This window comes from Streptomyces sp. NPDC101776 (assembly GCF_044766845.1).
Taxonomy (GTDB): Bacteria; Actinomycetota; Actinomycetes; order Streptomycetales; family Streptomycetaceae; genus Streptomyces.
The window spans coordinates 36207-55720 of sequence record NZ_JBIWMV010000021.1 but is presented as its reverse complement, the minus strand read 5'-3'; the positions used below and the strand labels follow the sequence as shown (position 1 = coordinate 55720).

Below are 19514 nucleotides of genomic sequence, written 5' to 3'. Positions count from 1 at the left end.
CAGGCCCAGGCCCAGGCTGTCGGGATGGATCAGGTGTGGCTCCGAGCTATGGATCAGGGTTGGACCCGGGCTGCGGATCCGACGCGGACCCGGGCGCAGGGCCTGGACCCGCGCCGGGACATCCCGGATCTGGCACTGGTCGTGGCGGGTGGCACGGGCCGGACGGAGGCGTGGCGCTCCGGGGAGTCGTCGTTCGCCCGCCTGTGGACGTTGTTGCAGCCGACGTACGCGGGGACGGAGCGGGTGTCGCAGGAGTGGGAGGCGGGCCGGTATCCGGCGGTGCGGATCACCGTGGTGTGGGGGCTGACCGGCGTCGGGGGCTGGCCCCGGACGAGTCGGGCCCCGGGTGGTGATGTGGCGGTGGAGCGGGAGGACCAGTTGTTCGTGGCCGGGGACGGCACACCGTGGGTGCGGACGGATCCGGCTCCGGAGGTGGCGGACGACGACATCCGCTGGCATCGGGCGCCGCGCGAGGTCTTCTCCCAGTGGGAGCGGGCGGGGTTGCTCGGCGAGACCGGTGCCGGTGGCAGGGTGGTCGGGGGCAGGCATGGATCCGTGGGGCCGGCCGGGCCTGCCTGGTGGGCGGTGGCGGGGGTGGCCGTCGGGGTCGGCGGCACGCTGCTGATACGCCGCGCGGCGGCCCGGCGTGAGGCCGGACCGCCGCGCGAGGAACCACGACAGGAACTCATCGATCTGTGAGAATCGCCGATCTTTGACAACTCAACAGAGGACGTAGGCCAGTTGTCAGCCGAGGTCGATCTCCGGGTACAGCGGGAAGCCGGCGACGAGGTCGGTGGCGCGGTGGGAGATCTCGTCCGCGATCTTCGGGTCGAGGATGTGTGCGGCCTTGCTCGGAGCGCCCGACTTCGTCGTGCCCGGCTCGGTGGTGGTGAGGACGCGGTCGATCAGGGATGCCACCTCGTCCATCTCCGCCGTGCCGAGACCGCGCGTGGTCAGGGCGGGGGTGCCGATGCGGATGCCGGAGGTGTACCAGGCGCCGTTGGGGTCGGCGGGGATGGCGTTGCGGTTGGTGACGATGCCCGAGTCGAGAAGGGCGGCCTCGGCCTGGCGGCCGGTGAGGCCATAGGAGGAGGCGACGTCGATCAGATTGAGGTGGTTGTCGGTGCCGCCGGTGACGAGGGTGGCGCCCCGGCGCATCAGGCCGTCCGCCAGCGCGCGGGAGTTGTCGACGATGCGCTGGGCGTAGTCCTGGAAGGAGGGCTGCCTGGCCTCGGCGAGGGCGACGGCCTTGGCGGCCATGACGTGCGGGAGCGGGCCGCCGAGGACCATCGGGCAGCCGCGGTCGACCTGGTCCTTGAGGGAGTCGTCGCACAGGACCATGCCGCCGCGCGGGCCGCGCAGCGACTTGTGGGTGGTGGTGGTGACGATCTGGGCGTGCGGGACCGGGTCGAAGTCGCCGGTCAGTACCTTGCCCGCGACCAGGCCGGCGAAGTGCGCCATGTCGACCATGAGGGTCGCGCCCACCTCGTCGGCGATCTCGCGCATGATGCGGAAGTTCACCAGGCGGGGGTAGGCGGAGTAGCCGGCGACGATGATCAGCGGCTTGAACTCACGGGCGGAGACCCGCAGCGCCTCGTAGTCGATCAGGCCCGTCGCGGAGTCGGTGCCGTAGGAGCGCTGGTCGAACATCTTGCCGGAGATGTTGGGGCGGAAGCCGTGGGTGAGGTGACCGCCGGCGTCCAGGGACATGCCGAGCATGCGCTGGTTGCCGAAGGCCTGGCGGAGTTCGGCCCAGTCGGCGTCGGAGAGGTCGTTGACCTGGCGGACGCCCGCCTTCGCGAGGGCCGGGACCTCGACGCGGTCGGCGAGGATCGACCAGAAGGCGACGAGGTTGGCGTCGATGCCGGAGTGCGGCTGGACATAGGCGTGGCGGGCGCCGAAGAGTTCGCGCGCGTGCTCGGCGGCGAGGGACTCGACGGTGTCGACGTTGCGGCAGCCGGCGTAGAAGCGGCGGCCGATGGTGCCCTCGGCGTACTTGTCGCTGAACCAGTTGCCCATGGCCAGGAGGGTGGCCGGGGAGGCGTAGTTCTCGGAGGCGATCAGCTTGAGCATCTCGCGCTGGTCGGCGACTTCCTGGCCGATGGCGTCGGCGACGCGCGGCTCGACGGCACGGATCACATCGAGGGCGGCGCGGAAGGCGGTGGACTCGTTGGAGAGGGGCGCGGGATTGTCGGGCATGGGGACCTCCGGACGTGGCGTTCGGCGTTCTCGGTACGGCCCAGGCGCACGGCACATATTCCTGCTCGGGCCGCTCCCCGATGGTCGGTCCCATCCCAGCGCGCCAGTCACGGCCCGCCGGTCAGCCTACCGGGCGTGCCGGACGGTGCGGCTCCTGCGTCCACCATGCGGGCGAGGATAGGAAGGGGGGCACCCTCACCCCCGGGAGACGCCGTGACCAGTACGGAAGCACTCATCGCCGCCGCCGACGCCCACAGCGCGCACACCTATCACCCGCTGCCGGTGGTCGTCGCGACCGCCGACGGCGCGTGGATGACCGATGTGGAGGGGCGGCGCTATCTGGATCTGCTCGCCGGGTACTCGGCGCTGAACTTCGGGCACGGCAACCCACGGCTGATCGCGGCGGCGAAGGCTCAGTTGGAGCGGGTGACGCTGACCTCGCGGGCGTTCCACCACGACCGGTTCGCCGCGTTCTGCGAGCAGTTGGCCGAGCTGTGCGGCATGGAACTGGTGCTGCCGATGAACACGGGCGCGGAGGCGGTGGAGACCGCGCTGAAGACGGCCCGGAAGTGGGGGTACCGGGTCAAGGGCGTGCCTGCGGGGAGGGCGAAGATCGTCGTGGCCGGCAACAACTTCCACGGCCGCACGACGACGATCGTCGGCTTCTCGACCGACCCGGAGGCGCGCGCGGACTTCGGGCCGTACACGCCGGGCTTCGAGATCGTGCCGTACGGGGATCTCACCGCGATGCGGTCGGCGGTCAGTGAGAACACGGTGGCCGTGCTGTTGGAACCGATCCAGGGGGAGGCGGGGGTGCTGGTGCCGCCGGCCGGATATCTGGCGGGGGTGCGGGAGTTGACGCGGGAGCGGAACGTGCTCTTCGTCGCCGATGAGATCCAGTCGGGGCTCGGACGGACCGGGCGGACGTTCGCGTGCGAGCACGAGGGCGTGGTGCCCGACATGTATGTGCTCGGGAAGGCGCTGGGCGGCGGGGTGGTGCCGGTGTCGGCGGTGGTGTCGAGTGCGGAGGTGCTGGGCGTGTTCCGGCCCGGGGAGCACGGTTCGACGTTCGGCGGGAATCCGCTGGCGTGTGCGGTGGCGCTGGAGGTGATCTCGATGCTGCGGACGGGCGAGTACCAGGCGCGGGCCGCGGAGCTCGGGGAGCATCTGCTGCGGGAATTGCGGCAGTTGACGGACACCGGCCGGGTGACGGCGGTGCGTGGGCGCGGACTGTGGGCGGGGGTCGACATCGCTCCGGCGGTCGGGACGGGCCGGGAGATCTCGGAGCGGTTGATGGACCGGGGTGTCCTGGTGAAGGACACCCACGGGTCGACGATCCGGATCGCGCCGCCGCTGATGATCAGCCGGGAGGACCTGGACTGGGGGCTGGACCGGCTGCGCGCGGTGTTGGGGGTCTAGACACCGCCCCTGGGGTTCCTCCAAGCGGCGCCGGAGTTGCTGGAGTTGGGTGAGAGGGCCCACTGGGGAGGCCGTTGCGATCTCCCCTCCCCTAGAGTCCCTTTGTGCTCTTTGGAATGGTGTGCGCGCTCGGCGCGGCGGTCTGCTTCGGTACGGCGACGGTGTTGCAGGCGGTCGCCGCGCGGGCGGCCACGGCCGGTGGAGGCGGGGACGCGGCGCTGTTGCTGCGGGCGCTGCGGCAGTGGCGGTATCTGGCGGGGCTGGGCCTGGACGGTCTGGGCTTCGTGTTCCAGATCGCGGCGCTGCGGTCGCTGCCGATCTACGCGGTCGGGGCGGCACTGGCGTCGAGCCTCGCGGTGACGGCCGTGGTGGCCGCGCGGCTGCTGGGAGTTCGGCTCAGCGGGACGGAGTGGGCGGCCGTCGGCGTGGTGTGCGCGGGGCTGGCGATGCTGGGGCTGGCGTCCGGGGCGGAGGGAGACCGGGCCGGGTCCACGGCGTTGAAGTGGGCGATGTTGGGGACGGCCGGTGCGGTGCTGTTGCTCGGGCTGGTCGGTGGGCGACTGCCGGAGCGGGGGCGGGCGTTGACGCTGGGGCTGGGGGCGGGGTTCGGGTTCGGAGTGGTCGAGGTCGCGGTCCGGTTGATCGACTCGCTCTCCCCGTCGACGCTGGTCGGCAATCCGGCGACGTACGCGCTGCTCGTCGGTGGGGGTGCGGCGTTCCTGTTGCTGACGACGGCTCTGCAGCGGGGGTCGGTGACGACGGCCACGGCGGGGTTGGTGATCGGGGAGACGATCGGGCCGGCGATCGTGGGGGTGGTGTGGCTCGGGGACCGTACGCGGGACGGGCTGGAGTGGCTGGCGGTGCTGGGGTTTCTGGTGGCGGTGGCGGGGGCGTTGGCGTTGGCCAGGTTCGGAGAAGCGCCCGCAGTGGATCGTGCGGGTGAGTCTGGGTGAGCGTCCCTCACGGCAGCACCCGGCACAGCGCCTCCACCGCCCCCGCCCACGCGTGGTCCGGCGGTGTGCCGTAACCCACCACCAGGGCGTCCAACGGGTCGGCCTGGGCGTGTTCGTGGCGGTAGAAGGACAGGGAGTGGAGGGCGAGGCCCTGCCAGGCGGCGGCCTGGACCACGGACTGTTCGGTGCCGGGTGGGAGGCTGAGGACGGCGTGGAAGCCGGCCGCGATGCCGGTGGCGTGGACGTCGGGGGCGTGCTGGGCGAGGGCGTCGATCAGGGTGTCCCGGCGGCGGCGGTAGCGCAGGCGGGCGGCGCGGACGTGGCGGTCGTAGGCGCCGGAGGTGATGAACTCGGCGAGGGTCAACTGGTCCAGGACGCCGCAGGTGTCGATGCCGCCCTTCGCCTTCGTGACCTCGTCCATCAGTGAGGGGGGCAGGACCATCCAGGCCAGGCGGAGGCCGGGGGCGAGGGATTTGCTGGCGGTGCCGAGGTAGACGACGTGGTTGGGGTCGAGGCCCTGGAGGGCGCCGATCGGCTGGCGGTCGTAGCGGAACTCGCCGTCGTAGTCGTCCTCGAGGACCAGGCCTCCGGTGCGCCGGGCCCAGTCGACCACGGCGGAACGGCGGTCGTGGTGCAGGGGGACGCCCATGGGGAACTGGTGGGCGGGGGTGAGCAGGACCGCCGACTCGTCCGTCAACCGGCCGAGGTTCGTGCCCAGTTCGTCGAGGGGTAGCGGGAGGGTGCGCAGGCCGGCCTCGGCCAGGATCTGCCAGTGCACGGCGAGGCCGTAGGACTCCACCGCGACCGTGTGGGCGCCGCGGGCCCGGAGTGCCGCGCCGATCAGCCTCAGGCCGCTCGAGATGCCCGCGCTGATCAGGATGTGCTCGGGGTCGGCGCGGACGCCTCGGGCGCGGGAGAGGTAGGCGGCGAGGGCGGTGCGGAGTTCGACGCGACCGCGTGGGTCGCCGTAGCCGAGGGCCTGGTACGGGGCGGACGTGAGGGCGCGGCGGGCGGCCTTGAGCCACTCGGTGCGGGGGAAGGCGGCGAGGTCGGGGGTGCCGGGGACGAGGTCGTAGGCGGGGCGGTTGCGGAGGCGGCGGGGTGGGGTCGTGTCCGTGGGCGGGACGACGGCGCGCTCGGCGACGCGGGTGCCGGACCCCTGGCGGGCGGTGAGCCAGCCCTCGGCGACCAGGTCGGCGTAGGCATCGGCGACGGTGTTGCGGGCGATGCCCAGGTCGGCGGCGAGGGAGCGGGAGGAGGGCAGCCGGGTGCCGGGGGCGAGGCGGCCGGTGCGGACGGCGTCGCGGAGTGCGTCCGTGAGGCCTCGGCGGACCCCGGTGCCGGTCCCCGGTGCTGTGCCCGTGCCGGTCGGGTCGAGATGCAGGTCGACCCCGAAAGTGGCCCAATGTTTTGCCATGGAAATGGACCTTACTCCTGGGCTGCCTGGCTTCTAGAGTCGAGACATGACCACAGCACAGGAAACTCCTTACGCCCCCGAACACAGCCCCCGCCTGGACTGGGCCCGACACGCCCCCGAGGTCTACAAGGCGATGGTCCGCCTCGACGCGGCCGCCCGGCAGGGCCTCGACCCGACGCTGCTCGAACTGGTGAAGATCCGCGCCTCGCAGCTCAACCACTGCGCGTTCTGCCTCGACATGCACACCAAGGACGCACTCGCCGCGGGCGAGAGCGTGGAGCGGATCATCCAGCTCGGGGCGTGGGAGGAGTCGCGGCACTTCTACACCGAGAAGGAACTGGCGGCGATCGAGCTGACCGAGGCGGTCACCGTCATCACGGACGGTTTCGTGCCGGACGAGGTGTACGAGCGGGCGGCCGAGCAGTTCGAGGAGGCCGAGCTGGCGCAGCTGATCGCCGCGATCACGGTGATCAACGCGTGGAACCGGTTCGGGGTGAGCACGCGGATGGTGCCCGGGCACTACAAGGCGGGCCAGTACAAGTGACCGTGCGGACACGGTTGTTGGACCGCGAGGTCGGGCGGGCGCTGGCCTCGGTCAGTGCCGCCGCGAAGAGGGGACTGGGCGATCCCGCCCTCGCCGAGCTGGTCGTGATCCGTGCCTCGCAGCTCAACCACTGCGCGTTCTGCCTGGACATGCATCTGACCGCCGCCCGTGAACTCGGGGTGGGTGAGCGGCAGTTGGACCTGCTGGCCGCCTGGGAGGAGGCCGAGGGCGTCTTCGACGAGCGGGAGCGGGCCGCGCTCGCGCTGACCGAGGCGGTGACCGTGATGACTGGGGGCACCTCCCAGGCTTTTGGCTCTGGGGGAGGGTTCGTGCCGGACGAGGTGTACGCGCGAGCCGACGCGCACTTCGACGAACGTCAACTCGCCCATCTGATCGGGCTGATCACCGCCATCAACAACTGGAACCGGGTGATGGTCAGCCGTCGTATCGAGCCCGGGGGGTATCCGTCTTGAGTGGAGTCGAGCTGTTCCGGAGGCTGCATCAGCGGCGGCTTCCCGATGATCCGCTGGTGCTGCCCGGGCCCTGGGACGCGGCCAGTGCGCGGGGGTTCGTGGAGGCCGGGTTCACGGCGCTCGCCACACCCAGTGCCGGGGTCGCCGCCTCACTGGGGTACGAGGACGGGGCGACGCCGGCGGACGAGATGTTCGCGGCGGTCGCGCGGATCACGCGGGCCGTGGATGTGCCGGTGTCGGCGGACGTCGAGGGCGGGTACGGGCTCGCGCCCGAGGAGTTGGTGGAGCGGCTGCTGGAGGCGGGGGCGGTGGGGTGCAACCTCGAGGACTCCGACGGGGGTGTGCTCAAGGACCCGCGGCGCCACGCGGACTGGCTGGCCGAGGTGCGGGCGGTGGCGGCGGACCGGTTGTTCGTCAACGCGCGGGTCGACACCTTCCTGCACGGTGACGGGAGTCCCGAACGGGCCATCGAGCGGGCCGCGTTGTACGTCGCCGCGGGTGCCGACTGTGTGTATCCGATCGCGGCTCCGGCCGATGTGCTGCCGCTGCTGCGGTCCGGTATCCAGGGACCGGTGAACGCGCTCGCCCGGCTGGACGGCGAGGGCCCCTCGCCCACCGAACTCGGTGAACTCGGGGCCACGCGCATCACGTTCGGGCCGGGGCTCCAGCGCTGGGCGGCACGCGCGCTCCAGGGGAGGGCGACCGAGCTGAAGTGACGAGGGGGGTCAGGACAGCCATGCCTTCCAGGTGGCGGGATGGTTGTCCACCCACTTCTTCGCGGCGTCGGCCGGGGACAGTTTCTGGTCGGCGATCATCAGGGAGACCTCGTTCTGGTCCTCGGTCGTCCACCTGAACTTCTTCAGGAAGGCCGCCGCCTTGCCGCCGCGCCGCGCGAAGTCCGTGTTGAGGTACTTCTGGAGCGGGGTGTGGGGGTAGGCACAGGCGACCTTGGCCGCGTCGGCGTCGCAACCCTCCTTGTAGGCAGGGAGTTTCACCTCGGTCATCGGCACCTTCTTGAAGAGCCACTGGGGTGCGTACCAGTAGGTGAGGAAGGGCTTCTTCTCCTTGGCGAACTGCTTCATCTGGGTGATCTGCGCGGCCTCCGAACCGGCGAACACCACCTGGTAGTTGAGCTTCAGGTTGGTCACCAGCGCCTTGTCGTTGGTGACGTAGGAGGGCGAACCGTCCATCAGCTGGCCCTTGTCGCCGCTCTCGGCGGTGCGGAACAGCGCGGAGTACTTGTCGAGGTTCTTCCAATTGGTGATGTCGGGGTGCTGCTTGACCAGGTAGGTCGGGACGTACCAGCCGATGTGCCCGGTCACCCCGAGGCCGCCCGCGCGCGTGATCGTCTTCTTGTCGTCGACGTAGCGCTTCTCCTGGTCGGGGTGGCCCCAGTCCTCCAGGATCGCGTCGACCCGGCCCTGGCTGAGCGCGTCCCACGCGGGGACCTCGTCGACCTGGACGGTGTCGACGCGGTAGCCGAGCTTGTGCTCCAACAGGTACTGCGCGACAGCCACGTTGGCCTGCGCGCCCACCCAGGACTGGACGGAGAGAGTCACCGTCCTGGCGCCCTGCGCGTTGGCGAAGGGCGAGGCCTGCTTGGTCATGTCGGCGGCGCCACAGCCCGAGAGCAGGGCCAGGGACGTCACCGCGGCCACCGAATAAGCCGTACGAACTCGCATGTCACGCTCCCTTCTTGGTGCGGCGTTCCGTCGGCTGGGTCACCCGGTCGAGCATCAGGCCGAGGCAGACGATCGCGGCGCCGGCGACGAGGCCGGTCGCCAAGTCGCCCTGGGCCAGGCCGAACACGGCGTCGTAGCCGAGCGCGCCACCGCCGACCAGGCCGCCGATGATGACGACGGCGAGGACGAGCACCACGCCCTGGTTGACGGCGAGGAGCAACGCCGGGCGGGCGAGCGGGAGTTGGATCTGCCGCAACTGCTGGGCGCTGGTCGCGCCGAGCGAGCGGGCCGACTCCAGGGCGGCCGGGTCGACCTGGCGCAGGCCCTGCGTAGTGATGCGGACGACGGCGGGGAGGGCGTAGACGACCGCGGCCGCGACGGCGGGGGCGCGGCCGACGCCGAACAGGGCGACGACCGGGATCAGGTACACGAACTGCGGCATGGTCTGGCAGACGTCGAGGACGGGGCGCAGGGCGCGTTCGAAGCGGTCGCTGCGGGCGGCGGCGATGCCGGTCGCGAAGCCGAGGACGAGGGTGACGGCCACGGCGGCGAGTACCTGCGACAGTGTGTCGAGGGACGGTTCCCACACGCCGAGGACACCGATCGCGGCCATGGCGAGGACGGCGGTCAGCGCGGTGCGCCAGGTGCCGATCACCCAGGCGAGGGCGGCGACGATCAGCAGCACCGACCACCACGGCAGCCACTGCAAGCCGTCGCGTACGGGGTCCAGGACCCAGGTGGTGAAGTGGCCGGCCCAGTCGGCGGTGCCGCCGAGGTAGGGGACGCCGGAGTAGAGGTGGGCGGTCATCCAGTCGACGACGCGGTTCACCGGTTCGGCGATGCCCAGGGTCCAGCCGGAGGGCCAGTCGAGGGCGCCGGCGAGCCGGGCGACGACCGCTACGGCCACGGTGGCGCCCAGCGCGTACAGCCAGGGGCGGAGGCCCGAGCCCGGTTCGCCGGCGGACGCGTCGGTCTGCTCACCGGCCGCCGCGGTGACCCGGTCCAATACGACGGCCAGGAGCACGATCGGGATGCCGGCGGCCAGGGCCGCGCCCACGTCCACGGAGGCGAGGGCCTGGTAGACGCGGTCGCCGAGGCCTCCGGCGCCGATGACGGAGGCGATGACCGCCATGGACAGGGCCATCATGATCGTCTGGTTGAGGCCGAGGAGGAGCTGCTTGCGGGCCAGCGGGAGCCGCGCGGTCAACAGGCGTTGGCGTCCGGTGGCGCCGAGGGACTCGACGGCCTCCAGCACCTCCGGGTCGGCGTCGCGCAGGCCGAGCGCGGTGAGGCGGGCCATGGGCGGGGCGGCGTAGACGACGGTGGCGAGGACGGCGGCGGGGACGCCGATGCCGAAGACCAGGACGACGGGGAGGAGGTAGGCGAAGGCGGGGAGCACCTGCATGGTGTCCAGGACCGGGCGCAGGGCGCGGTCGGTCCGCTCGGAGAGGCCGCCGGCCAGACCGAGCAGGGCGCCCACGACGACCGAGGTGAGGACCGCGACCACCATGAGGGCGAGCGTCTGCATGGTTGGTACCCACATGCCGAGCAGCCCGCAGACGAGGAAGGCGACGCCGGTCCCGATCGCGAGCCGGACGCCCGCCACCCGCCAGGCGACGAGGGCGCCGAACGCGGTGACGCCCGCCCAGCCCGCGGCGAGCAGGACCAGGTAGACGGCGCGTACGGAGAGGACGACGGCGTTGCTGATGTAGCCGAAGAAGTAGAGGAACAGCGGGTGGCTGTCCCGGTTGTCGATGATCCAGTCGTTGGCCCGGCCCAGCGGACCGGACAGGTCGACGGTGAGCGCGTGCGGCCAACTCCCGCTGGACCAGTGCGCGTCGGCGAGCGGCACGAGGACCGCCGCGGCGAGCGCGAGCAGGAGGAGTTTGTGCGCGGCCCGGTGCCGGAGGACGCCGGGGAGGGCGGGGCGCGGGGCGGGTGCGGTGACCGTGGCCATCAGACCGCCTCCTTGCCGGTACTGCTCTCGGCTGCGGTGCCGGCGACGCCCTCGGCTCCGATACCGGCGGCGTGCCCTGCTTCGGTACCGGCGACGACCTCGGCTCCCATACCGGCGAGGCCCTCGGCTTCCGTACCGGCAACGCGCCCAGCTTCGGTACCGGCGGCGCGCCCAGCTTCCGTACCGGCGACGCGCCCGGCTCCCATACCGGCGAGGCCCTCGGCTTCCGTACCGGCGGCGCGCCCAGCTTCCGTACCGGCGACGCGCCCGGCTCCCATACCGGCGAGGCCCTCGGCTTCCGTACCGGCAACGCGCCCAGCTTCGGTACCGGCGGCGCGCCCAGCTTCCGTACCGGCGACGCGCCCGGCTCCCATACCGGCGAGGCCCTCGGCTTCCGTACCGGCGGCGCGCCCAGCTTCCGTACCGGCGACGACCTCGGCTCCCATACCGGCGAGGCCCCCGGCTCCGGTCCCCGCGACCACGCCGAGCAGCGCGTCCGAGTCCACCATCCCGACGCAGCGTCCCTGGTCGACGACCCGCGCCGGGACCCCGGCGCGCGCGACCGCCTCGATGGCTTCGGAGACGGTGGCGTCGGGCGCGACGGCGGGGCCGCTGCCCGCGCCGCCGACCCCGCCGGCCTCCTCCGCGGACGCGGCCCGCATCGCCGTACGGACCGTCATGACCTCGGCGCGCGGTACGTCCCGTACGAACTCGCGGACGTAGTCGTCGGCGGGTGAGCCGACGATCTCCTCGGGGGTGCCGAGTTGGACGATGCGGCCGTCGCGCATCAGGGCGATGCGGTCGCCGAGTTTCAGCGCCTCGTTGAGGTCGTGGGTGATGAAGACCATCGTGCGGCCCTCCTCGCGGTGCAGCCGGACGACCTCCTCCTGCATGTCGCGCCGGATCAGCGGGTCGAGCGCGCTGAACGGCTCGTCGAAGAGGAGGACTTGAGGGTCTACCGCCAACGCCCGGGCGAGGCCCACGCGTTGACGCTGGCCGCCGGAGAGCTGGCCGGGGCGGCGCTGTTCCAGGCCCTCCAGGCCGACCTTGGTGACGACCTCGGCGGCGCGGCGGCGGCGCTCGGTCTTGCCGATGCCCTGGATCTCCAGGCCGTAGGCGACGTTGTCGAGGACCGTGCGGTGCGGGAGGAGGCCGAAGTGCTGGAAGACCATTGCGGCGCGGTGGCGGCGCAGTTCGCGCAGCCGGGACTTGTCCATGGCGCGGACGTCCTCGCCGTCGATGGCGATGGTGCCGGCGGTGGGTTCGATGAGGCGGGTGAGGCAGCGGACCAGGGTGGACTTGCCGGAGCCGGAGAGGCCCATCACCACGAAGACCTCGCCCTTGCGGACGTCGAAGGAGACGTCGCGGACGGCGGCCGTGCAGCCGGTGCGGGTGCGGAGGCCTGCGGCGTCGAGGGCGGCGAGTTCGGGGTCGGCCGGGACGTGCTCGGCCTTCGGCCCGAAGACCTTCCAGAGGCCGTCCACGGAGAAGACGGGCTCACCGGCCGCGCTCACACTCGCGGAACTCCCGTACGTGTTCGGGGTGTTGAGGGTACTCATCACGCACCGCCCCCGATCAGGTCGACGGCCCTCTCGCCGACCATGAGCACCCCGATCATCGGGTTCACGGCGGGCATGGTCGGGAAGACGGAGGCGTCGGCGATGCGGATGCCGTCCAGGCCGCGGATACGCAACTCCGGGTCCACCACGGCCAGTTCGTCGGAGGCCGCGCCCATGCGGCAGGTGCCCGCCGGGTGGTAGACGGTGTGGGCGACCTTGCGGGCGTACTCGCTCAGTTCCGCGTCGCCGAGGATCTCCGGGCCGGGGCACACCTCCCGCTTCAGCCAGCCGGCCAACGGCTCGGTCTTCGCGATCTCGCGGGCGATGCGGATGCCGTCGACGAGGGTGCGGCCGTCGTAGTCGTCCTCGTCGGTGAAGTAGCGGAAGTCCAGGGCGGGTTTGACCGACGGGTCGGCGCTCTCCAGGTACAGGCGGCCGCGGCTCTTCGGCTTGGGGATGTTCGGGGTCATGGAGACGCCGAACTCGGGGCGTTCGTAGCCGAGGCGCTCGGGGTTGTCGGTGAAGGGGACCTGGTAGAAGTGGAACATCAGGTCGGGGCCGGGGTGTTGGGGGTCGCGGCGGACGAACAGGCCCGCGTCGGAGTCCATCGCGGAGTTCTCCGGGATCGGTCCGTCGGTCTCCCAGACGATGACCGACTCGGGGTGGTCGAGGAGGTTCTCGCCGACGCCCGGCAGGTCGACCGCGACGGGAATGCCGAGTGCTTCGAGGTCCGCGCGGGGGCCGATGCCCGAGTGCAGGAGCAGGCGCGGGGAGTCGACGGCGCCGGCGCAGAGGACGACCTCGCGGCGGGCACGGATCAGGAGTTCCTCGCCGTCCTTGGTGCGGACGTGCACGCCCTCGGCGCGGGTGCCGGCCAGCTCCAGGCGGTGGGCCCAAGTCTCCAGGAGGATGCGGAGGTTGGGGCGTTCGTCCATCACCGGGTGGAGATACGCGACGGACGCGCTCGACCGCTTGTTGTTCTCGGGGTGGTAGGCGAGGTCGAAGAAGCCGACGCCGTCCGTGAAGGGGGCCTTGTTGAAGCCCTCGACGCGCGGGACGCCGAGGGCCTCCTGGGCCGCGTCGACGAAGTCGCGGGCGATGGCGTTCCGGTCCTTCTCGTCGACGGGGACGATGTTGTTGAGGAGGCGGGCGTAGTACGCCTCCATCGAGATCGCGCCCCAGCCCTTCGCGCCGGCCGCCTCCCATTCGTCCCAGTCGGACGGCAGCGGCTTGAAGGCGATGAGGGTGTTGTGCGAGGAGCAGCCGCCGAGCACGCGGGCGCGGCTGTGTCTGATGTGGGAGTTGCCGCGTGGCTGCTCGGTGGTCGGGTAGTCGTAGTCCAGGTCGCCGCCGCGGAGGCCCGTCCAGCGGCGCAGGGTCAGTACGTCGTCGCGGCCGACGTCACTGGGGCCGCCCTCGACGACGGCGACGGTGACGTCGGGGTTCTCGGTGAGGCGGGAGGCGATGACGGAGCCTGCGGTGCCGCCGCCGATGACGACATAGTCGTACATGTACTCGTTCTCGGGCATGGGGGTACTCACTCCAGTCGGAAAAGATCGAGGCGGGGGCTCGGCCCGCGAGGCCGCCGGAAATCGGGAGCCGGAAGCCAGGAACCGGAAGTCGGGAGCCGGGCTCAGCCCGCGAACCAGCGCACCGGCCTCGGCGCCAGGTTCTGGTAGACGTGCTTGGCCTCGCGGTACTCGGCGAGTCCGGCGGGGCCCAACTCCCGGCCCACACCGCTCTTTCCGAAGCCGCCCCACTCCGCCTGCGGGAGGTAGGGGTGGAAGTCGTTGATCCAGACGGTGCCGTGCCGCAGCCGTCCGGCGACGCGTCGCGCGCGGCCCGCGTCGGCGGTCCAGACGGCGCCCGCGAGGCCGTACTCGGTGTCGTTGGCGAGCGCGACCGCCTCGTCCTCGGTGCGGAAGGTCTCGACGGTGAGGACCGGCCCGAAGACCTCTTCGCGTACGACGGTCATCTCGCGGTGGCACTGGTCGAGGACGGTCGGCTCGTAGAAGTAGCCGGTGCCGGGGCGGGTCGCGGAGGGCTCGGGGCGCTTGCCGCCGGAGCGCAGCACCGCGCCCTCGGCGAGGGCACCGGCGACGTACGACTCGGTCTTCGCGCGCTGCTGTTCGGAGACGAGCGGGCCGCACTCGACGCCGTCCTCGGTGCCGCGGCCGAGACGGATCCGCTCGGCGCGGCGGGCGAGTTCGGCGACGAAGCGTTCCCGGACGGTCTCCTCGACGATGAGCCGGGCACCCGCGGAGCAGACCTGGCCGCTGTGGATGAAGGCGGCGTTGAGGGCCTGGTCGACGGCGGTGTCGAAGCCCTCCTCGGTGGCGCAGGCGTCGGCGAAGACGACGTTGGGGTTCTTGCCGCCGAGTTCGAGGGCGACCTTCTTCACGGTCACGGCGGCGGCCCGGGCGACCTTCGTGCCGCTGATGAGGCCGCCGGTGAAGGAGACGAGGTCGACGTCGGGGTGCTCGGCGAGCCGGGCGCCGACCGTGTGGCCGGGGCCCGTGACGATGTTGGCCACACCACTCGGCAGTCCCGCCTCGACGAGCAGGTCGATGAGGGCGATCGTCGTCAGCGGGGTGATCTCGCTGGGCTTGATCACGAAGGTGTTGCCGGCCGCGAGGGCGGGCGCGATCTTCCAACTCGCCTGGAGGAGAGGGTAGTTCCAGGGGGTGATCAAAGCGCAGACGCCGACGGGCTCGTGCACGACGACGCTGTGGACGTCGGGTGTGCCCGCGTCGACGACCCGGCCGGGGGCCTCGGCGGCGACGAGGTCGGCGAAGTAGCGGAAGGCGTCGGCGACACAGTCGATGTCGACGCGGCCCTCCTCGACGGTCTTGCCCGCGTCCCGGCTCTCCAGCAGGCCGAGCCGCTCGCGGTCGCGTACGAGGAGGTCGGCGACGCGGCGGAGGAGGGCGGCGCGCTCGGTGACGGGCGTGCGCGGCCAGACCCCCTCACCGCGGACCCCCACACCACCAGTCCCCACACCACCTGCCCCCTCACCGCCGACGCCCACACCGCCGTCGAAAGCGGCACGGGCGGCGGCGACGGCTATGTCCGTGTCCTTCTCGTCGCCCTCCGCGACCACGGCGAACGGCAGCGCGTCCGCGGGGTCGATGATCTCGCGCGTGGCGCCGGAGACCGCTTCCAGCCATTCCCCGCCCGCGTGGATGGTCTTCCCCGCCTGCTGTTCCGCTGTGTCCGCCATGATCGGTACTGCCTTCCGTTCCTGTTCAGCGCCCGAGCGTCACCCAACTGTCACTCTCGGGGACTGCGTGCGCCTGCCCGGGACGTCCGTACGCATGCGCAATCCATGGCCGAAAGTGGGCCGAGTCACTCAACGGGGGCACAAAAGCGGCACCACCATGGACTCCCCCAACTTCTTTGACTAGGGTCAAGGAAATATGGAGCCAGTCACAGACCCGATGACTGAAGCAGCACCGACACCGACGACTGAACCGCTACCGGTACCGAGACCGGTGTCGTCGGAGGACATCGCCGCCTTCCGCCGCTTCAACCGCTATTTCACCCGCCGCATCGGCGCCCTCGACGACCACTACCTCGGCCAGGACCGCCCGCTCGGCGAGGCCCGGCTGCTCTTCGAGATCGGCGACGGGGTCTCGCTGCGCGAACTGCGCGGCCGGCTCGCCCTGGACGCGGGCTATCTGAGCCGGATGGCGAAGTCCCTGGAGACGCAGGGCCTGATCCGGCTGACCGTACCCCCGCACGACACCCGTCTGCGCCTGATCGAACTGACCCGGGCCGGCCACGTCGAGGTCGAGGAGCAGCACCGCCGCGCCGACGCGCTCGCCGCCGGCCTCCTCGCCACCCTCACCGCGCCCCAACGCGCCGAACTCACCGACGCGTTGACGACCACCCGACGCCTCCTGCGGCTGGCCGGCATCACGGTCGCCCTGGTCGACGGCGCCACCGAGGACGCCCGCGCCTGCCTCGACGCCTACGCCGCGGACATCGACGCCCGCTTCCCGGAGGGCTTCGACAAGACCGATCTCGTACGGCCCCAGGAGGTCACCGGGGACGCGGGTGCGTTCTTCGTCGCGTACGAGGAGGGGCGGCCGGTGGCGTGCGGAGCGCTACGGACCCTGGAGCCCGGCGTGGGCGAGATCCGGCACGTCTGGGTCCACCCGGACGCCCGCCGTCTGGGCCTGGCCCGCCGCATCCTCGCGGAGCTGGAACAGGCGGCCGTGGCACACCACTTCACCGTCCTACGACTGGACACGCACGCGACGCTCACCGAGGCGCAGGCGATGTACCGGGCGTGCGGGTACGCGGAGATCCCGTCCTATGTCGACCACGTCTACGCGTCCCACTGGTTCGAGAAGCGGCTGGCCGACGCCCGCTGACCCTCCCCCCTCAGCAACTCCCGCACCCGGCGGCACGGTCCAGTGGCCGACCAGGTGACCGGCCTCGCCCGCGAACCGCTCGGACGTCAACTCCCCCTCCGGATCGGCGACCCGGGCTCGCCCCACCATCACACGCACTATCGCGTCCGGCGGGAAACGCGTAATATCGCGTCGCGTCCGCATATCAACTCCCCTCACGCACAACTCAGTTGAGGAGCCCCCGTGCCCACCGCCCTCCTGAACCCCGTCCTCGACCTGGTGACCCTCCGCGCCAGCGTCACCGCGGCCGAACCCGTCACCGCCCGCATGCGTCGGCTGCGCGTCGAGGGCGACGCCCTCGCCGGCCTCGACGTCCGCCCCGGCCAGCAGGTCCGCGTCCTGGTCGGCGGCCTGACCCTGCGGACGTACTCCGTGTGGCGCTACGACCCGTCCGGCGCCGTCGAGTTGTGCGTGCTGGACCACTCCGAGGGGGGACCCGGGGCCCGCTGGGGGAAGAGCGTCGGCGTCGGCGACCAGGTGCGGCTGCGCAAGCCCGAGGGCACCTTCACCCTCCGCCCCGACGCCGCCCACCACGTCTTCGTCGGCGAGGAGACGGCCTCCGTCGCCTTCGGCGCGATGCTGGCCGCGCTGCCCGAGGGGGCGCGGGTCTCCGGCGCCGTGGAGACGGAGTCGGACGCGGACCGGCTGCCGCTGGCCCACTCCGACCGCCTCAACTGGCTGACCAGGGGCGGGACTTCACTCCCGGACGCGGTACAGGACCTCGCCCCCGAGCCGGACGGTGTCGCCTACGTCGCCGGGGAGGCCCGCACCGTACAGGCCGTCCGGCAGGTGCTCGTACGGGAGTTGGGCTGGGACCGGCGCTCCGTCCTCACGAAGCCGTTCTGGGCGCCGGGGAAGCGGGGGCTGGAGTAGCCGGTCAGCAGTTCGCTCCCGCCGGGCAGAAGGAGGTCACCGCCTGGGTGAGCGGGTCCCTGACCTGGGCGGGCGGCAGGGACTCGGGGCCGCTCACGTGGATGGCGTAGAGCGAGCCGTCCGCCGCCTCGAAGCGGCGGTCGATCACCCGGCGGCCACCGTTGCCCAAGTCGTCGTAACGGTAGGTGAGTTCGGCCCAGGTGGGACCGGAGGCACGGCCGAGGACCCGGTATCCGGGCTGCCGGGCGAAGCCGTAGCCGGGGTCGTTCTCGGCCAGGTCGAGGGACTCGGCCGGGGAGCTCTCGGAGACGCGGAAGATCTGCAGACGCCGAGTGCCGTCCGGGGAGTCGTAGGAGACCACCGGGGCCTTCGCGCCCTGCCGTTGGGCGCGGATCCAGCCACGGGGGATGTCGAGGGTGTAGCCGGTGGGGTCCTGGGCGGTGCGGTACGACGACCCGGGCCCGCTCGCACCAGCGCCGGCACCCGCGCTCGCACCGGCACCGGCACTCGCGCCGGCGCTCGCGTCCACATGGTCGTGGGCGGCGCGCTCGTGCGTGACGTACCAGAGGCCACCACCGGCACCCGCGCCCAGCACGACCGCGACGACGACCCCGAGGACCACCCGCCAGGCCCGACGGTCGGGAGCGGGCACGGGAACCGGAGCCGGGGCCAGGGCCAGGGCCGGGGCAGAAGGCGGAGCCGGGACGGGAGTCGGCGGCGACAGCCACGGCGGCGGGGTCAGCGAGGTCTGTGTCTCCGCCGTCGACCACGCCGACCAGGCCGCCTGCCCCTGCTCCTCACTCGGCCCGCGCCGCACTCCGAAGCCGTCCCAGTCACTCATCACGAAACCCCCGAATCGGCGCACCACGTACCCCTTCGTACGTCTTCCGAAGTTAGCGGCGGAAACAGGGAACGGGCCCCGCTCCGGTCGTAACCGGAACAGGGCCCGTGCAGGTCCGTGACAGAGCCGTGGCGAACGGCCCGGCGGGGTGACTCAGATGAGGCCGAGGGCGCGGACCGCGTCGCGCTCCTCCTCGAGCTCCTTCACCGACGCGTCGATGCGCGCGCGGGAGAACTCGTTGATGTCCAGGCCCTGGACGATCTCGTAGACGCCGTCCTTCGTGGTGACCGGGAAGGAGGAGATGAGGCCCTCGGGGACGCCGTAGGAACCGTCCGAGGGGATGCCCATGGAGGTCCAGTCGCCGTCCGCCGTGCCGGTGACCCAGGTGTGGACGTGGTCGATCGCGGCGTTCGCGGCAGAGGCCGCGGAGGACGCGCCGCGGGCCTCGATGATCGCGGCGCCGCGCTTGGCGACGGTCGGGATGAACTCCTCGGCCAGCCACTTCTCGTCGTTCACGGTCTCGGCGGCGTTCTTGCCGGCGACCGTGGCGTGGAAGATGTCGGGGTACTGGGTGGCGGAGTGGTTGCCCCAGATGGTCAGGCGCTTGATGTCGGCGACCGTGGTGCCGGTCTTCTTCGCGAGCTGGGTCAGCGCGCGGTTGTGGTCCAGGCGGGTCATCGCGGTGAAGCGCTCGGCCGGTACGTCCGGGGCGGCGGCCTGCGCGATGAGCGCGTTGGTGTTGGCCGGGTTGCCGACGACGAGGACCTTGATGTCGTCCGCGGCGTTGTCGTTGATGGCCTTGCCCTGCGGCTTGAAGATGCCGCCGTTGGCGGAGAGCAGGTCGCCGCGCTCCATGCCCTTGGTGCGGGGGCGGGCGCCGACGAGGAGGGCGACGTTGGTGCCGGCGAAGGCGACGTTCGGGTCGTCCGTGATGTCGATGCCCTGAAGCAGCGGGAAGGCGGAGTCGTCGAGTTCCATCGCCGTGCCCTCGGCGGCCTTGAGCGCCGGGGTGATCTCCAGGAGACGCAGCTTGACCGGCACGTCCGCGCCGAGCAACTGGCCGGAGGCGATGCGGAAGAGCAGGGCGTAACCGATCTGGCCGGCCGCGCCGGTGACGGTGACGTTCACGGGAGTGCGGGTCATGGCGTTCTCCGTTATGACAGCTGGCGGTGGGGCGACACT

Annotated in this window: 16 protein-coding genes, 1 pseudogene and 1 riboswitch; of the genes and pseudogenes, 8 read left to right on the top strand and 9 right to left on the bottom strand. The window is 71.9% G+C overall.

The genetic code is table 11. The features are described 5' to 3' along the window. Nucleotides 1-48 precede the first annotated feature (48 nt). Nucleotides 49-699: a hypothetical protein gene (locus ACIRRY_RS41725; protein WP_403983836.1), complete on the top strand. Its 651-nt coding sequence runs from the start codon at nucleotides 49-51 to the stop codon at nucleotides 697-699. Nucleotides 700-744: 45 nt separating this feature from the next. Here ACIRRY_RS41725 and ACIRRY_RS41720 read toward each other — a convergent pair whose 3' ends face one another. Beyond that, nucleotides 745-2199, bottom strand: coding sequence for a glycine hydroxymethyltransferase (locus tag ACIRRY_RS41720; protein WP_403983834.1), 1455 nt, complete (start codon nucleotides 2197-2199; stop codon nucleotides 745-747). A gap of 31 nt (nucleotides 2200-2230) precedes the next feature. Then, nucleotides 2231-2320, bottom strand: a riboswitch (ZMP/ZTP riboswitch). A gap of 44 nt (nucleotides 2321-2364) precedes the next feature. On the opposite strand from ACIRRY_RS41720, the gene rocD reads away from it, so the two are divergent. Both rocD and ACIRRY_RS41710 read left to right on the top strand, forming a co-directional pair. Then, nucleotides 2365-3618, top strand: a complete 1254-nt coding sequence (gene rocD / locus ACIRRY_RS41715; protein WP_403984077.1) for an ornithine--oxo-acid transaminase — start codon at nucleotides 2365-2367, stop codon at nucleotides 3616-3618. Between the two features lie 116 nt (nucleotides 3619-3734). Then, on the top strand, nucleotides 3735-4571 hold the full coding sequence (locus ACIRRY_RS41710; protein ID WP_403984075.1) for a hypothetical protein: 837 nt from the start codon (nucleotides 3735-3737) through the stop codon (nucleotides 4569-4571). A 7-nt stretch (nucleotides 4572-4578) separates the two neighbouring features. On the opposite strand, the gene ACIRRY_RS41705 is transcribed toward ACIRRY_RS41710, so the two are convergent. Continuing rightward, complete coding sequence (locus ACIRRY_RS41705) at nucleotides 4579-5988, bottom strand: PLP-dependent aminotransferase family protein (protein WP_403983832.1); 1410 nt, start codon at nucleotides 5986-5988, stop codon at nucleotides 4579-4581. Between the two features lie 46 nt (nucleotides 5989-6034). Here ACIRRY_RS41705 and ACIRRY_RS41700 point away from each other — a divergent pair, with 46 nt between their 5' ends. Genes ACIRRY_RS41700 through ACIRRY_RS41690 form a run of 3 tightly spaced genes read left to right on the top strand, consistent with a single transcriptional unit; the run spans nucleotide 6035 to nucleotide 7721 of the window. Further along, complete coding sequence (locus ACIRRY_RS41700) at nucleotides 6035-6532, top strand: carboxymuconolactone decarboxylase family protein (RefSeq protein ID WP_403983830.1); 498 nt, start codon at nucleotides 6035-6037, stop codon at nucleotides 6530-6532. Next, a complete protein-coding gene (locus ACIRRY_RS41695; RefSeq protein WP_403983828.1) occupies nucleotides 6529-7005 on the top strand; it encodes a carboxymuconolactone decarboxylase family protein in 477 nt (158 codons plus the stop codon). The genes ACIRRY_RS41700 and ACIRRY_RS41695 overlap by 4 nt, the downstream gene beginning before the upstream one ends. Further along, entirely contained in the window at nucleotides 7002-7721 is a 720-nt protein-coding gene (locus ACIRRY_RS41690; protein ID WP_403983826.1) for an isocitrate lyase/phosphoenolpyruvate mutase family protein, read from the top strand. The genes ACIRRY_RS41695 and ACIRRY_RS41690 overlap by 4 nt, the downstream gene beginning before the upstream one ends. Before the next feature lie 9 nt (nucleotides 7722-7730). Here the strand turns inward: ACIRRY_RS41690 and ACIRRY_RS41685 are convergent, their stop codons facing one another. The 5 genes and pseudogenes from ACIRRY_RS41685 to ACIRRY_RS41665 form a co-directional block, all read right to left on the bottom strand. Further along, entirely contained in the window at nucleotides 7731-8687 is a 957-nt protein-coding gene (locus ACIRRY_RS41685; RefSeq protein ID WP_403983824.1) for an ABC transporter substrate-binding protein, read from the bottom strand. Between the two features lies 1 nt (nucleotide 8688). Further along, entirely contained in the window at nucleotides 8689-10644 is a 1956-nt protein-coding gene (locus tag ACIRRY_RS41680; protein WP_403983822.1) for an ABC transporter permease, read from the bottom strand. 467 nt (nucleotides 10645-11111) lie between these two features. After that, nucleotides 11112-12203 (bottom strand): annotated as a pseudogene (locus ACIRRY_RS41675) (glycine betaine/L-proline ABC transporter ATP-binding protein); the annotation flags it as partial. Next, complete coding sequence (locus tag ACIRRY_RS41670; protein ID WP_403983820.1) at nucleotides 12203-13732, bottom strand: GMC family oxidoreductase; 1530 nt, start codon at nucleotides 13730-13732, stop codon at nucleotides 12203-12205. The pseudogene ACIRRY_RS41675 and the gene ACIRRY_RS41670, both read right to left, overlap by 1 nt. A gap of 104 nt (nucleotides 13733-13836) precedes the next feature. Continuing rightward, the gene (locus ACIRRY_RS41665; protein ID WP_403983818.1) at nucleotides 13837-15423 is read right to left on the bottom strand and encodes an aldehyde dehydrogenase family protein; all 1587 of its coding nucleotides are present in this window, start codon (nucleotides 15421-15423) and stop codon (nucleotides 13837-13839) included. A 217-nt stretch (nucleotides 15424-15640) separates the two neighbouring features. Between ACIRRY_RS41665 and ACIRRY_RS41660 the strand changes: the two genes are divergently transcribed. Together ACIRRY_RS41660 and ACIRRY_RS41655 are read left to right on the top strand one after the other, a co-directional pair. Further along, the gene (locus ACIRRY_RS41660; RefSeq protein WP_403983817.1) at nucleotides 15641-16579 is read left to right on the top strand and encodes a GNAT family N-acetyltransferase; all 939 of its coding nucleotides are present in this window, start codon (nucleotides 15641-15643) and stop codon (nucleotides 16577-16579) included. Between the two features lie 222 nt (nucleotides 16580-16801). Beyond that, on the top strand, nucleotides 16802-17491 hold the full coding sequence (locus tag ACIRRY_RS41655; protein WP_403983815.1) for a siderophore-interacting protein: 690 nt from the start codon (nucleotides 16802-16804) through the stop codon (nucleotides 17489-17491). Nucleotides 17492-17495: 4 nt separating this feature from the next. On the opposite strand, the gene ACIRRY_RS41650 is transcribed toward ACIRRY_RS41655, so the two are convergent. Both ACIRRY_RS41650 and ACIRRY_RS41645 read right to left on the bottom strand, forming a co-directional pair. Next, nucleotides 17496-18332 carry a hypothetical protein gene (locus ACIRRY_RS41650; RefSeq protein WP_403983813.1) on the bottom strand — a complete coding sequence of 279 codons (837 nt, stop codon included), beginning with the start codon at nucleotides 18330-18332 and terminating at the stop codon, nucleotides 17496-17498. A gap of 153 nt (nucleotides 18333-18485) precedes the next feature. Beyond that, entirely contained in the window at nucleotides 18486-19475 is a 990-nt protein-coding gene (locus ACIRRY_RS41645; protein ID WP_403983811.1) for a malate dehydrogenase, read from the bottom strand. Nucleotides 19476-19514 lie beyond the last annotated feature (39 nt).